The sequence below is a fragment of the Micromonospora sp. NPDC050397 genome, from assembly GCF_044901685.1.
In the GTDB taxonomy this organism is placed as follows: Bacteria; Actinomycetota; Actinomycetes; order Mycobacteriales; family Micromonosporaceae; genus Micromonospora_G.
Genome location: NZ_JBJDPS010000012.1, coordinates 124638 through 138312, shown reverse-complemented (window position 1 = coordinate 138312; position 13675 = coordinate 124638). Strand labels below are relative to the sequence as shown.

Here is a 13675-nt window from a genome sequence, read left to right as displayed (position 1 = left end):
GTGGGATACCGGCGAGCCGACCTGGCCTGGGCACCGCTGCTGGCGGTGTCGGCGGGGCTGTCCGTGTCACAGGTGCTGGTCGCCGGGGGCGACTGGCTGCCGCTGGTGATGATCCTGCTGGCCTACCCGGCCGGCCGGCGGATGGCGTCGCTCGCGCTCGCGCTGTGGGTGTTCATCGCCGTGGCCTTCGTCGGCCTGGCGCTGGCGTTCTGGCGCTCGCCCGAACCCGGCTCGGCCTGGCTCACCCTGGTGCTGGGCACGTTTGTCACCTCGGTACTGCCCTGGTGGGTCGGCCGGTACCGGCGGCTCCGCGCCGAGCAGCGCGAACGGGAGCACGGCATCGTCGCCGAGCAGGCCCGGCTGCGCGAGCGCGCCCGGATCGCCCGGGACATGCACGACTCGCTCGGGCACGAACTGGCCCTGATCGCGTTGCACGGCGGCGCGCTCGAACTGGCCGGCAACCTCACCGACGCGCAGCGCCGGGCCGCCGGCGAGCTGCGGGCCGGCGCGGTGCGGGCGACGAGCCGGCTGCACGACATCGTCCAGGTGCTCGGCAACGCCGACGCCGCCCTGCAGCCGGCGGACGAGAGCGTCGACGACCTGGTACGGCGGGCCGGCGGCGCCGGACTGCGGGTACGGCTGCGGCACGACGGGCCGGAGCCCGGGTGGTCGCCGATGGCCAGGCTCGCCGCCCACCGGGTGGTCCAGGAGTCGCTGACCAACGCCGCCCGGTACGCGCCCGACGCCCCGGTGACCGTCACGCTCGCCCGCGACGGCAGCGGCACCCGGGTCGAGGTGGTGAACGAGGCACCGACCCAGCCGGCCGGGGGTAGCGGCAGCGGGCAGGGGCTGATCGGGTTGGACGAACGGGTCCGGCTCGCCGGTGGGCGGTTGGACGCCGGTCCACGGCCGGGCGGTGGCTGGTCGGTGACCGCGGTGCTGCCCGACGACGGGCCGCCGAGCGGTGACGGTGGCCGGTCCGGCTTCGCATTGCGGGTCAGCAACCGGCTCAACCGGCGCCGGCAGTTGCAGACGGCCGCGCTACCGCTGGCCGTCGGGCTCGCGTTGGTCGCGGGGCTCGTTGTCGTACAACTGCTGACCGTGACCCGGACCGGGCTCCCGGAGGATCGGTACGACCGGTTACGGCTCGGTCAGTCCCGGGCGCAGGTCGAGCCGTGGCTGCCGCCGCGCGAGTTCGGCGAGGCGCCGAGGGTGGTCGCCGAGCCGCCGGCCGACGCGAACTGTGTCTACTACCAGGCCGGGACCGGGCTGCTGACCAGCGCCGACCACCTCTACCGGCTCTGCTTCGCCGACGGCCTGCTGGTTTCCAAGGACCGGCTGGAACGGGCGTAGCCGGATGAACCCGATCCGGGTGCTGCTCGCCGACGACGAGGCGATGGTCCGCGCCGGCGTCCGGGCGATCCTGGCCACCGACGACGGCATCGAGGTGGTCGCCGAGGCCGCGCACGGCCGCGAGGCGGTCGAACTGGTACGTGCCCACCGCCCGGACGTCGCGCTGCTGGACATCCGGATGCCGGAACTCGACGGCCTGGTGGCGGCCAAGGTGATCGGCTCGGTGGCGCCGAACACGAGCGTCATCATGCTCACCACCTTCGGTCTGGACGACTACATCGCCCGGGCGCTCGGTGGCGGGGCGGCCGGCTTCCTGCTCAAGGCGTCCGACCCGCGCGAGCTGATCACCGCCGTACGCGCCGTCGCCAGCGGGGCGGCGTACCTGTCGCCGGCCGTCGCCCGTCGGGTGATCGAGAGCTACCGCGACGCCGGCCTCGACCGGGCCGCCGACGCCAGGCGACGGGTCGGGGAGCTGACCGCGCGGGAGCGTGACGTGCTTGCCCTGGTCGGCGCCGGGCACACCAACGCCGAGATCGCCCGCGCTCTCTACCTCGTCGAAGGCACCGTGAAAGCCCACGTCAGCTCGATCCTGATCAAGCTCGACGCGCGCAACCGGGTCCAGGCCGCCATCCTCGCGTACGAGGCGGGCCTGACCTGAGCGACGGGCCCCGGCCGATCCAGCGGGATCGACCGGGGCCCGTCGGTTGGCGCCTGTCAGACCAGGTCGAACCGGTCGAGTTCCATGACCTTGGTCCAGGCTGCGACGAAGTCGGTGACAAACTTGTCGCGGCCGTCCTGGCTGGCGTAGACCTCGGCGAGGGCACGCAGCTGCGAGTTGGAGCCGAAGATGAGGTCGACCGCGGTGGCGGTCCACTTCACCTCGTCGGTGGCCAGGTCGCGGATCTCGTACAGGTGCTCGCCGGACTCCGACGCCTTCCACCGGGTGCCCGGGGAGAGCAGGTTGGCGAAGAAGTCGTTGGTCAGCACCCCGGGCCGGTCGGTGAGGACGCCGTGCGGGGCGCCGCCGGTGTTGGCCCCGAGGGCGCGCAGGCCGCCGACGAGGACGGTCATCTCCGGCGCGGTCAGGTTGAGCATGTACGCCCGGTCGACGAGCAGCACCTCCGGCTGGGTCTTCTCGCCGGGGCGCAGGTAGTTGCGGAACGCGTCGGCGCGCGGCTCCAGGACCCGGAACGAGTCGATGTCGGTCTGCTCCTGGGTGGCGTCGGTGCGACCGGCGCGGAACGGCACGGTCACCTCGACACCGGCGTCACGCGCCGCCTTCTCGACGGCGGCCGAACCGGCCAGCACGATCAGGTCGGCGAGCGAGATCTGCGCGCCGCCGGCCTCGTTGAACTCGCGCTGGATGCCTTCGAGGGTGTCCAGCACCGAGGCGAGCTGCTCGGGCTGGTTGACCTCCCAGCCGCGCTGCGGCTCGAGACGGAGCCGGGCGCCGTTGGCACCGCCGCGCTTGTCGGTGGAGCGGTAGCTCGCGGCGGAGGCCCAGGCGGTGGAGACCAGCTCGGCGGTGGTGAGACCGGACGCCAGGACCTTCGCCTTCAGGGTGGCGACGTCGGCGTCACCGACGAGCGCGCCGCCGACCGACGGCACCGGGTCCTGCCAGAGCTGGGGCTCGGCGACCCAGGGTCCGAGGAAGCGGCTGACCGGGCCCATGTCGCGGTGCAGCAGCTTGTACCAGGCCTTGGCGAAGGCCAACGCGAACTCGTCGGGGTTCTCCAGGAACCGGCGCGAGATCTTCTCGTACGCCGGGTCGAAGCGCAGCGACAGGTCGGTGGTGAGCATCGTCGGCTTGTACTTCTTCGACGGGTCGAAGGCGTCCGGGATGATCTCCTCGGCGTCCTTGGCGACCCACTGCTTGGCACCGCCGGGGCTCCTGGTGAGCTCCCACTCGTAGCCGAAGAGGATCTCGAAGAACCGGTTGCTCCACTGCGTCGGCCGGTCGGTCCAGGTCACCTCGAGGCCGCTGGTGATCGTGTCACCGCCCTTGCCGCTGCCGTGGGTGCTGAGCCAGCCGAGACCCTGCGCCTCGATCGGGGCGCCCTCGGGCTCCGCGCCCACGTGGGTGTCGGCGACGCCGGCACCGTGCGTCTTGCCGAAGGTGTGGCCACCGGCGATGAGGGCGACGGTCTCCTCGTCGTTCATCGCCATCCGGCCGAAGGTCTCGCGGATGAAGTGCGCCGCGGCCCGGAAGTCCGCGCTGCCGCGGGGACCCTCGGGGTTGACGTAGATGAGGCCCATCTCGGTCGCACCGACGCCCTCGGTCATCTCCGCCTCGGAGACGTAACGCTCGTCACCGAGCCAGGCGTCCTCCGGACCCCAGAAGATCTCCTCGGGCTCCCAGACGTCGACGCGGCCGAAGCCGAAGCCGAAGGTCTTGAACCCCATGGACTCCAGGGCCACGTTGCCGGCGAGCACGAGCAGGTCGGCCCAGGAGATCTTCTGGCCGTACTTCTGCTTGACCGGCCAGAGCAGCCGGCGCGCCTTGTCCAGGTTGGCGTTGTCCGGCCAGCTGTTGAGCGGCGCGAAACGCTGGGCGCCGTCGCCGGCCCCGCCACGACCGTCCTGGATGCGGTAGGTGCCGGCGGCGTGCCAGCTCAGTCGGATCATCAGGCCGCCGTAGTGGCCGAAGTCGGCGGGCCACCACTCCTGCGAGGTGGTGAGCACCCGCACGATGTCCTGCTTGAGGGCGTCGACGTCGAGCTTGCCGAACTCCTCGGCGTAGCTGAAGTCGGCGCCGAGCGGGTTGCCCTTGGACGAGTGGGCGTGCAACACCGAGAGGTCGAGCTGGTTGGGCCACCAGTCCCGATTGGTACGCGGGCGTCCGCCCGTCTTCGGGGTCGGCGAGTCGATCGCCGGGTTCTCGCTCTCGCTGCCCTGCGCGGTCACCGAGTCGTGCGCGACCGGGCAGCCGGCCGCTGCCTTCTGGTCCACGCCCTGCGCACTGGAGGGACCGTTGTTCTGGGTGTCGCTCATCTGCTTCCTTCCGAGCTTGCGGATCACTGGGGCGTGCGTTCGGTCGCGCAGTCGGGGCAGGTGCCCCAGTAGACGACCTCCGCCTCGTCGACCACGAAGCCGTGGTCGTCGGAGGCGGTGAGACAGGGGGCGTGGCCGACGGCGCAGTCGACGTCGGCGATCGCGCCGCAGGAGCGGCAGACCACGTGGTGGTGGTTGTCCGCGACGCGGGACTCGTAGCGGGCGGTGGCGCCGGCGGGCTGGATACGTCGCACCAGACCGGTGTCGGTCAGCGCCCGCAGTACGTCGTAGACCGCCTGGTGGGAGATGGTGGGGTGGTCCGCCCGCACGAGCGCGATCACCGTGTCGGTGTCGACATGGGGGTGGTCGTGCAGCGCCGCGAGCACCGCCAGTCGAGGCCGGGTCACGCGCAACGAGACCGCCCGCAACCGCGCCTCGAAGTCGGACATCACGCGATGAAGATAGCCCACTGATCTGGAACGAATCAAGTTTGGCTCCAGCCCAAATCCGTACATCTCAGCAGCGGGATGGGCGTTCCCCGGCCGGACCCGACGTCGGCCCGCCGTCGACGGGGCTGTGCGCTCGACCACATCCGGGGCGGCGTCCGGACAAACGAACTCCGGGGTCCGGTTAGCCTCTCCCCGCTAACCGAACCCCAGAGTCCGCTTGTGAGGGACGATGAAGGACACCTTTCCGATGAACCGTGCGCTCGCCGCCATGGGGCTGGGTACGCTCGCGTACGCCCTGGCCCAGACGACGGTCCTGCCAGCCCTGCCCGCCCTCGCGTCCGCCCTGCACAGCGAGCAACAGAGCGTCACCTGGGTGTTGACCTCCTACCTGATCGCCGCAGCCGTCCTCACGCCGGTCTTCAGCCGGCTCGGCGATCTCTTCGGACGGCGCCGAATGCTCGTGGTCGTCCTGACGGTGTTCGCGGTGGGATCAGTGATCAGCGCGGTCTCCGACAACCTGGGAGTGGTCCTGGCCGGTCGCGTACTCCAGGGTGCGGGCGGCGGAGTCATCCCGCTGGCCGTCGGAATCGCCCGGTCGGCGTTCCCCGCCGAGCGCCGCGCCCGGGCGATCGGCATGATCTCGGCGATCTTCGGCGTCGGCACCGGGCTCGGCCTCGTACTCGGCGGTCTGGTCGTGGACCACACCTCGTACACCTGGATCTTCTGGATCACCGCCGTTCTGGCCGCCGCGTCGGCCGCCGCCGTCGGCCTCGGCATGCCGGAGGCCGCGGGACAGCCACTCGGCGGGCGGGTGGACCTGGCCGGCACCGCGCTGCTCGGCATCGGCGTGACCCTCCCGCTGCTCGCGATCAGCCGGGCCGGCACCTGGGGGTGGCTCTCCGGTCGCACGATCGGCCTGATCGCCGTGGGGCTGGCGGTGCTGATCCTCTTCGGCCTGGTGGAACGGCGTCGGGCTCACCCACTGGTCGACCTGAAACTCCTGGTCCTGCCCTCGGTGCTCACCACGAACATCGCCACCTTCCTGGTTGGTTGCGGCATGTTCGGGGCGTTCGTGCTGGTGCCGCAGTTCGCCCAGGCGCCGACCAGCACCGGGTACGGCTTCGGCGCCGACGCCACTCGCGCCGGCCTGCTCCTGCTGCCCGGCAGCCTGGCCATGATGGCCGGCGGCCCGGTTTCCGCCGCCCTCTGGCACCGCTACGGTGGCCGTACCGCGCTCGCCGCCTCGGCCGGTGTGACGGCGCTCGGCTCGGTCCTGCTCGCCGTCGGGCACGGCAGCCAGTTGGCGATCCTGTGCTGGTCGCTCGTCGCCCTCCTCGGCGTCGGCGTGGCCCTGGCCGTGATACCCACGACCGTCGTCCACGCGGTGCCAGCCGCCCGCGCGGCGGAAGCGGCCGGGGTCAACGCCCTGGTCCGCTCCGTGGGTTCGTCGATCGGCACCCAGGTCATGGCCGGCATCCTGGCCGGCGGAGTGTCGGCCGGGAGCGGGTTGCCCGGCGCGTCCGCGTACTCCGCCGCGTTCCTGTTCTGCGCCGGTGGCGCCCTCGCGGCGGCGGTCGCCGCAGCGTTCATCCCCCGCGTCGCCGTGACCGCGCAACCCGTGACAGCCGGAAAGACGGCCTGACCATGGGCACGCCGGGTACGTCACCGCCCGCGTACCCGGCGTGGTCGGCGATCACCGTGGTGGGGCAAACTGGGATCGTGACCACCGATCTGCCCAGTTCGGGCGTTGCCGCGCCAGCCCGGCACAGCGACGCCCGCCGCAGCGACGCCCGGCGCAATCACGAACGCGTCATCGCCGCCGCCCGCGAGCTGTTCACCCAGCACGGCCTCGCGGTGACGATTCCGCAGGTGGCCGAGCGCGCCGGGGTCGGCAAGGCAACCGTGTACCGCAGTTACCCGGCAAAGCACGACCTCGTCCTGGCGGTCACCCGGGACGGGTTCCAGAGTCTCGAACGGCTCACCCAACTCGCCCTCGCGGGCGCGGACGCCTACCGCGAACTCTGCGCCTACGTCCCGGATCTGTTCGCCGCGCTGGCCGGCAACCGGGTGCTCGCCGACACCCTGTTCGGCGAGGAGAGCGAGCAGGCGACCCGGATCCTGGAGCAGATCGGGGAGCTGCTCGCCAAGGCACAGACCTCCGGACCGATCCGTCCGGACGTCGGCGACCGGGACGTACGCGTCGTGCTCTGTGGGACGGCGCGCCAGTTGATCGCACTGGACGAACGCGACCCGGCGGTCTGGCGCCGGTACGCGGACATGGTCGTCGACGCGTTCCACCCGGTGCGCTGAGACAGCTCCGGTCGGGGTGGCCGCGGACAGAACCCGCAATCAACCAGCGGACAAAAGGCCGGACTTTTTCTGTCCGTTGCACAACAGCAGCACCCCGTGGCACAGAAAGCCGACATGAGTCCGGGCTCACACTCGTACAATTTTTGTTCCCGACGGGTTTTTGACCGACGCTCGCCCGACATGCTCGCGGACGCCGCCTGTCTCGCTGGTCAGCGTAGGTGTGTCGGCGATCGTCGCGGGTGTCGGCAAGGAGCCTGACCGGGCGTCGGATCGACCGTTTTTCGGGCGCCGAATAACATGTCCACGTCGGACGGACCAGCGACGGCGCTGTCAGCTTTGCGAGTCGTTTCCGGGCCAGCGATTGCCCTACGGTGAACCGGCGTTACCGCAGCAGCCGAACCGCCGCTACCGATTAGGGAAACGCATCGTCATGCGCTTACTTGCCGTGCCCGTCAGGGTGGACGCCCTGTGGCTCGCCACCGACCGGACCGTCACCGGACCCACCACCGACTTCACCCGCCTGCCGTACGTCGACCCGGCCACCCGCCGGGACGTCGACTCCGGCGAACCCAACCTCAGCGACGCGGTCCTGCCCACGCCGTTCCAGCAGGACTGGCCGATGCGGGCCGGGGTGCACCTGCACTGGTCGTTGCCGGACGCGCTCACCAGGCTGACCCACGGCGTCGGGTCGGTGGTCGAACTGCCCCAGGTGCCGAACCGGTGGCTGGTGACCCGGACCGCACCGGGCGGCGCCCAGGACCGCTGGGTGGTGGAGAGCGACGCGCTCGGCGACATCGACCGGGGCGCGGTCACCTATCCGCTGCTGCCCGCCGATCCCCGGGGCACGACCGGTCGGCCGTACCGTCACCTCGGTCGTACGCTGCCGCTGTCGACCTGGCCGGGCACCGGGACCGACCGGGTCGCCGCGCTGACCGCGCTGGGCTACGGCGAGCCGACGTTCGCCGCGTTCTACCCGAACTCGTCGAGTGTCTTCGGGTTCCACGACGACGACTACGGCGCGGTGGCGCCGCCGGACGGGCTGCGCTACGACGTGGTCGGCTGGTACGCCGAGGCCGCCGACGACGAGCTGCCGGCGGTGTTGGCGGCGGCGAACGGCCGGAGCTGGGCGCAGACCGTCGCCGAGGAGTTGGACTGGTCGGTGCCGGAGGCGAGCGGGGGCGTACCGGCGCGGACGGTCTGCTTCGGCCGGCTGACCTTCACCGGCGGCACGAAGCGGGCGCCCGAAGCCGGCCCGGGGACCGACACCGAGAGCGGGGTCTGGGTGGCGAACACCGCCACCGAGGCGCTCGCCGCGCACCTCGGCACGGTGCTGCCCGGCGTGACCGAGACGGAGACCGAGGAGTTGCTGGAGGCGCTGACGGTCGCCGACGAGTTGGAGAGCGCCGTACTGGATCTGCCGACCCGGCTGGCCCAGGCCCGGCACGACGCGTCGTTCGCCACGGTCTCCTCCGGCGTGGCCTGGTCCGTTCGACGCCGCGACGACCCGCTCGACGGCGACGGCGACGGCACCGGGGTCGGTACCGGCGGGGTGCCGGTGACCGTGGAGCAGCGGCAGGCGCGGGAGCGGTTGTCCCTGCCGGCGAGCTTCGGCCCGTTGCTCGTCGCGCTGAACGAGGCGCAGTCGGCGTACGACGCGGCGGCGGCGGAGGTGACCGGCGCGCGGCGGCGGATCTTCGCCGACTGGCACCGGTACCTGGCGTGCGCGTACCCGCCGCCGGGCGGCCGGGCCGACTACCCGAACCCGGACCTGGTCGGCTGGTATCTGCGGCGACAGGTGACCGCGTTGTCGGCACGGCTGGCCGGGTTGGGCAGTTGGCCGCCGGTGGGCAGCGGCGACAGTCTGGCCCACCGGTTGCGGGCGGCCCAACAGGCGGCGCAGCGGGCGCTCGACGTGGTGAACACGGAGGCGGTCGCCACCGCGCGCAGCCGGTTCGAGCTGCAACAGGTTCCGGCGGCACCGTACCAGTTGCCGAACGAGCCGGTGGTGCTGCTGACCGGCGCGGCGGCGACACCGTCGGACCGGTACGGCCAGGACGGCGCCGACCAGCCGGACGGACGGTTGCCCTGCCTGCCGTTGGAGTCCGGGCTGGTCGAGGCCGACCTGCGGGATGCCGCCGGGATCGGTCGGCTCGCTGACGCGCTCGCCGGGTTGGCCACCAAACTGGCCACCGGGGACCCGGACCACCCGGGGCTGCGGTCGTGGACCGGGCAGCCCTGGCACCCGGTGATGCTGCACTGGGAGGTGGAGTTCTTCCCGGCCCGGGCGGGCAACAACCTCGACCCCTCCGGGCGGGACTTCGACCCGGCGTTTGTCACGACGAACTACACCCTGCCGTACGGGGACCGGGAGCTGCGGCCCCGGCCCGGCAGGGACGTGCTGGACACCGCGGCGAACGTCTACACCGGCAGCACCGTGCTGTCGGCCTCGGCCCGGCCGGTGCTCTCCACCCGGATCATGCGTTACCTGCTCGGCACACCGTTGGCCGGTGCGAACGCCGAACGGACCGCCGCCCGGTCGACCCCGTGGACGGTCGAGCAGTTGACCGACGACCCGGGGCCGTTGCTGGACTGGTGCGCGGCGCAGCGGGACGACCCTCGGCTGGGCACGCTCGCGGCGGCGTACCGGCATCTCGCCGAGCACGAGGAGAGCAACCTGGCGCAGAGCCTCGGTGGTTTCAACGACGCCCTGGTGATGCTGCGGATGGTCCGGCAGTTGCCGGTCACCGACCCGTTGGGCTTTCCCGGCGGTCAGGCGTTGGCCGAACTGGTGGAGCAGGCGGTGGCCGGTGAGGGTCGGTACGCGCCGGTGCCGTTGAGCGACTTCAACCCGGTCCGGGCGGGGGCGCTGCGGGTGCGGCGGCTGCGCGTCGTGGACAGCTTCGGCATCGGGTACGACGTGGACGTCGACCAGCCGAGAACCACCACCTGGTTGGACATGCCGAACCGGCCGACCTGGGTGGCGATGCCGCCCCGGCTGGCGGTGCCGGCGAGGGTGCGGCTGGAACTGCTCGACGCCCAGGCCACCGGGGAGACGCTCAGCGGCCTGCCGGAGTCGTCCCCGGTCTGCGGCTGGCTGCTGCCGGACCCGCTCGACGACGGCCTGCGGGTGTACGCGGCCGGCGGCGACTGGTTGGGCACGCTCTACCTGAACGCCGACCCGGCCGCCCCGGGGCAGGCGCTGTGGGAGTCGGCCCCGGACGGACCGGTCACCGACGTCGGGCTGATCCACGACGAGCGGCTGCGCACGGTGGTACGGCGACTGCGCGGGTTGGGCGCCGCCGGGCTGGCCGACTTCGTGTCCGGGCTGGACGAGTCGCTGGACGCGGTGGAGCCGGAGGATCCGGGGCAGCACCGGGCCCGGGCGGTGCTGGTCGGCCGGCCGGTGGCGGTGGTGCGGCTCACGCTCGACCTGGAGTCGCCCGGACTGCCCGCGATCCACCAGGACTGGAACATCTTCCGGCAGGACCTCGACCGCGACGTACGGGAGAGCAACGAGTACCCGTCGGTGCGGTTCCCGGTACGCCTGGGCGAGCGGGGCCGGCTCGGCGACGGCACCCTGGGCTACTGGCTGGAGCAGGCCGACGGCTCTCTCGGTGACCGTTACCACGACGTGGTCAGCCAGTCCGAAGAGGACTCCGAACCGCCGCTGGCGGTCGGGGTCGACCTGCCGGCGCTCACCCTGACCGTGCTGCTGGAGCCGGCCGGGGCGGTGCACGCCACCACCGGCGTACTGCCGACCGTGTCGACGCGGCTGGATCCGGCCCACCACCAGGAGGCGCTGGCCCGGTTGGAGACCGGTTTCCTCACCGCGCCGGTGCTGACCGGCGCCGACACCCTCGCCCTGGTCTCCCCGGCGGCGGACCCGGACCGGGTCTGGTCGTGGCGGGAACGCGACGGCGCCGACTGGGTCGAGGTCGCCGAGCCGCCGGAGCTCGCCGAGGCGTTCCCCACCGGCCTGACCGCCCGGGAGGGCTGGCTCACCCTGCGCCCGCGCCACTGATCTACCTACCCACGGCAAGGCAAGTCCCCCGTCGTACGTCCCTCGCACGAGAAAGCGATCCGATGCCACAGATCAATCTCACCCTGTCCCTGGAGCAGACGAACCTGGTGCTGGAGGCGCTCGGCCAGTTGCCGTACGCCCGGGTCTACGAGCTGGTCGAGACGATCGGCCGGCAGGCCAGCACGCAGGTGCAGAACCCGTCGGTCGAGGCCGAGCGCCCCGGCCTGTCCCCGGTGCGGTCGGCATGAGCCCGCAGCCGCTGCTGTTCTGGCAGCTCGACGACATCGCCCCGGGCAACGTCATCGTCGACTACGGCGTTGGGCAGTTCGACGGTCGGATCGAGGGCAATCCGACGGTCGCGCCGAACGACCAGTTCGGCGCGGTGGTGGTGCTCGACGGGGTGGGCGACGCGGTGGTCTCGCCCAGCTCACTACCGCCGTCCGCGACCTACACGCTCTCCGGCTGGTTCCGGGTGCCGAAGCCGGCCTCGGGCATGCAGACGCTGATGGGCCGGGGCAGCGCCATGCTGGCCGTGAACTTCCTGGGCAACATCATCACCGATACGCCGGGTCCCGCTTCCCTGAGGTACAACACCGCCGCCGGGGTGTTCACCTTCGACACCTGGCACCACCTGACGGTGACCCGGGGCAAGGAACGGCTGCGGATCTACCTGGACGGCGCGATGCTGCTGGAGAAGATGGTGCCGGCACCGCCGACGGTGCAGGGCAGCTTCGTGGTCGGGCGGCCGGCGGGCAACGCCAGCCAGTACCAGCCGATGTCGGTGGCCGCGGTACGCGTGTTCGACGTGCCGTTGAGCCCCGCCGAGGTCAGCGAGTTGATGGCGGTGGACGAGTCGCCGATCACCGCGTTCGTCCGTACCCACCCGCTCGACTTCGAGTTGGCCAACGTCGACCAACAGCCGGTGCTGTACATCGACGACGCGGCCACCAGTCAGACGCTGACCCTGCGGGTGGCCAACTCCGCGCGGCACGACATCACGCTCCGGCCGGTCAGCGGTCCGGTGTCGGCGGCGAGCCGGCACTTCACCCTGAACTGGCGGGCGGGCACTCTCGCCCCGGCGAGCGCGGTCGGGCTGGCGGCGGCCGGCTGGACCCTGGCGGCCAGCGACGACCGTACCGAGATGCACCTGCTCGGGCCGGCGAACACGGTGATTCCGGCGGGTAAGTCGATCGAGCTGCCGTTGACCGGGCTGCGCGCCGACGGCACCGACGGCACCCACGTGACCCGGGTGGAGCTTGCCTACCAGCGCCTCGGGTACGTCGGGGAGACCAGCGAGATCGTCGGCACCCGGCAGCAGTCGCTGGAGGTGGTGAACCACCGGGGCCGCCCGGACATCCCGCTGGACATCGCGTTCGTCGGCGGCAACCGGGTGCTCAGCGACGGGTCGGGGACCAGTTCGCTGAGGCTGCGGGTGGCCAACGTCTCGCGGGACGTACCGATCCCGTTGACCGGATCGGCGAAGGTCGGCAAGGAGCGCGCCTCGGCGCTGGTCCTCTCCTTCGACGTGCAGTTGGCCAACGAGACCCGGGACTGGGCCCTGACCACCTCCGGCCAGGTCGAGTCGATCGCGGTGGCACTGAGTGGCACCACCGGCGTCGCCTGGGATGTCGACGACCTGATCCGTAACGAGCGGGCGACGTGGACGCTGACCCCGCAGGCGGACACCGCGATCACCGCCGACGGTTGGCTGGAGCTGGGCATCGGGCCGATCTACGGGTTGGCCACGCCGGGGCACGCGCCGGTGGCACTGTCGTACCGCAACATCCCCGGCTTCCAGGACGGTTTTGTCAGCGTCGAGGTGGAACGGAGCCCGTTGCTGTTCGTCGGCGGCCAGGTGGGCATCGGCACCGGCAGCGCCCCGTTCAAGCTGACGGTGAAGTCGGGCACCGAGCATCTCCAGTTGCGGCGGGAGGACCAGTCCGGCGGCAACCAGGTGTACCTGGAGCTGTACCAGTCGGCGACGCCGGCCAACGTGGTGACGTACCCGAGCATCCGGTTCCACCACGCGAGCAAGTTCTGGCACCGGATGGAGTGCCGCCCCGAGGGGTTCATGTTCAAGTGGGGGCCGCCGACCAGCGACGATCTGAGCGACATCTTCGCCCGGCTCGGCGTCTTCACCTCGGTACGGGTGGACAAGGTGCTGGCCACCGGGGCCGAGGGGCACCTCCGGTTGGAGCGACCGGACCGGGCCCTCGGCAAGCAGGTGTACCTGGAGCTCTTCCAGCCGGAGACGCCGGCGGGGCAGGTGGTCTTCCCCAGCATCCGGTTCCACCACGCGCACAAGTTCTGGCACCGGATCGAAGGCCGCCCGGAGGGCTTCTTCTTCAGGGACGGCAACACCGCCACCGACGACCTGCGCGACATCTTCGCCGGGACCGCGACGCTCTCCCAGCTACGCCTCGGCTCGACCGTTCTCACCGAGGGCGAGCTGCGACGCCTGCTCGACCTGGGTCGCCGCTTCCCGTTCCCGTTCTGATCCGCCCCGCCGACGTCACCCGCCCGCGACCGATTCCACCCACCGCCTCCGGAG

The 13675-nt window shown here is 71.9% G+C and carries 9 protein-coding genes; 7 read left to right on the top strand and 2 right to left on the bottom strand.

Annotated features, from left to right (window positions below):
• A complete protein-coding gene (locus ACI2K4_RS28765; protein ID WP_404515838.1) occupies positions 1-1353 on the top strand; it encodes a sensor histidine kinase in 1353 nt (450 codons plus the stop codon).
• Between the two features lie 4 nt (positions 1354-1357).
• Positions 1358-2011 carry a response regulator gene (locus tag ACI2K4_RS28760; RefSeq protein ID WP_404515836.1) on the top strand — a complete coding sequence of 218 codons (654 nt, stop codon included), beginning with the start codon at positions 1358-1360 and terminating at the stop codon, positions 2009-2011.
• Positions 2012-2067: 56 nt separating this feature from the next.
• Here ACI2K4_RS28760 and katG read toward each other — a convergent pair whose 3' ends face one another.
• Both katG and ACI2K4_RS28750 read right to left on the bottom strand, forming a co-directional pair.
• A complete protein-coding gene (gene katG / locus ACI2K4_RS28755) occupies positions 2068-4344 on the bottom strand; it encodes a catalase/peroxidase HPI (protein WP_404515835.1) in 2277 nt (758 codons plus the stop codon).
• A gap of 23 nt (positions 4345-4367) precedes the next feature.
• Positions 4368-4796 carry a Fur family transcriptional regulator gene (locus tag ACI2K4_RS28750; RefSeq protein WP_404515834.1) on the bottom strand — a complete coding sequence of 143 codons (429 nt, stop codon included), beginning with the start codon at positions 4794-4796 and terminating at the stop codon, positions 4368-4370.
• 244 nt (positions 4797-5040) lie between these two features.
• Here ACI2K4_RS28750 and ACI2K4_RS28745 point away from each other — a divergent pair, with 244 nt between their 5' ends.
• From ACI2K4_RS28745 to ACI2K4_RS28725, 5 genes are all read left to right on the top strand, one after another.
• Entirely contained in the window at positions 5041-6435 is a 1395-nt protein-coding gene (locus ACI2K4_RS28745; RefSeq protein WP_404515833.1) for an MFS transporter, read from the top strand.
• A 77-nt stretch (positions 6436-6512) separates the two neighbouring features.
• Positions 6513-7103, top strand: coding sequence for a TetR/AcrR family transcriptional regulator (locus ACI2K4_RS28740; protein ID WP_404515832.1), 591 nt, complete (start codon positions 6513-6515; stop codon positions 7101-7103).
• A 445-nt stretch (positions 7104-7548) separates the two neighbouring features.
• Positions 7549-11124: a hypothetical protein gene (locus tag ACI2K4_RS28735; protein ID WP_404515831.1), complete on the top strand. Its 3576-nt coding sequence runs from the start codon at positions 7549-7551 to the stop codon at positions 11122-11124.
• A gap of 62 nt (positions 11125-11186) precedes the next feature.
• On the top strand, positions 11187-11372 hold the full coding sequence (locus ACI2K4_RS28730; protein ID WP_404515830.1) for a hypothetical protein: 186 nt from the start codon (positions 11187-11189) through the stop codon (positions 11370-11372).
• Positions 11369-13621: a LamG domain-containing protein gene (locus ACI2K4_RS28725; protein WP_404515828.1), complete on the top strand. Its 2253-nt coding sequence runs from the start codon at positions 11369-11371 to the stop codon at positions 13619-13621. The genes ACI2K4_RS28730 and ACI2K4_RS28725 overlap by 4 nt, the downstream gene beginning before the upstream one ends.
• Positions 13622-13675 lie beyond the last annotated feature (54 nt).

Bases quoted from the DNA above. Each gene is read 5' to 3' on its own strand.
- ACI2K4_RS28730 (WP_404515830.1), top strand. From the start codon at position 11,187: ATGCCACAGATCAATCTCACCCTGTCCCTGGAGCAGACGAACCTGGTG.
- ACI2K4_RS28760 (WP_404515836.1), top strand. From the start codon at position 1,358: ATGAACCCGATCCGGGTGCTGCTCGCCGACGACGAGGCGATGGTCCGC.
- ACI2K4_RS28745 (WP_404515833.1), top strand. From the start codon at position 5,041: ATGAACCGTGCGCTCGCCGCCATGGGGCTGGGTACGCTCGCGTACGCC.
- katG (WP_404515835.1), bottom strand. From the start codon at position 4,344: ATGAGCGACACCCAGAACAACGGTCCCTCCAGTGCGCAGGGCGTGGAC.
- ACI2K4_RS28725 (WP_404515828.1), top strand. From the start codon at position 11,369: ATGAGCCCGCAGCCGCTGCTGTTCTGGCAGCTCGACGACATCGCCCCG.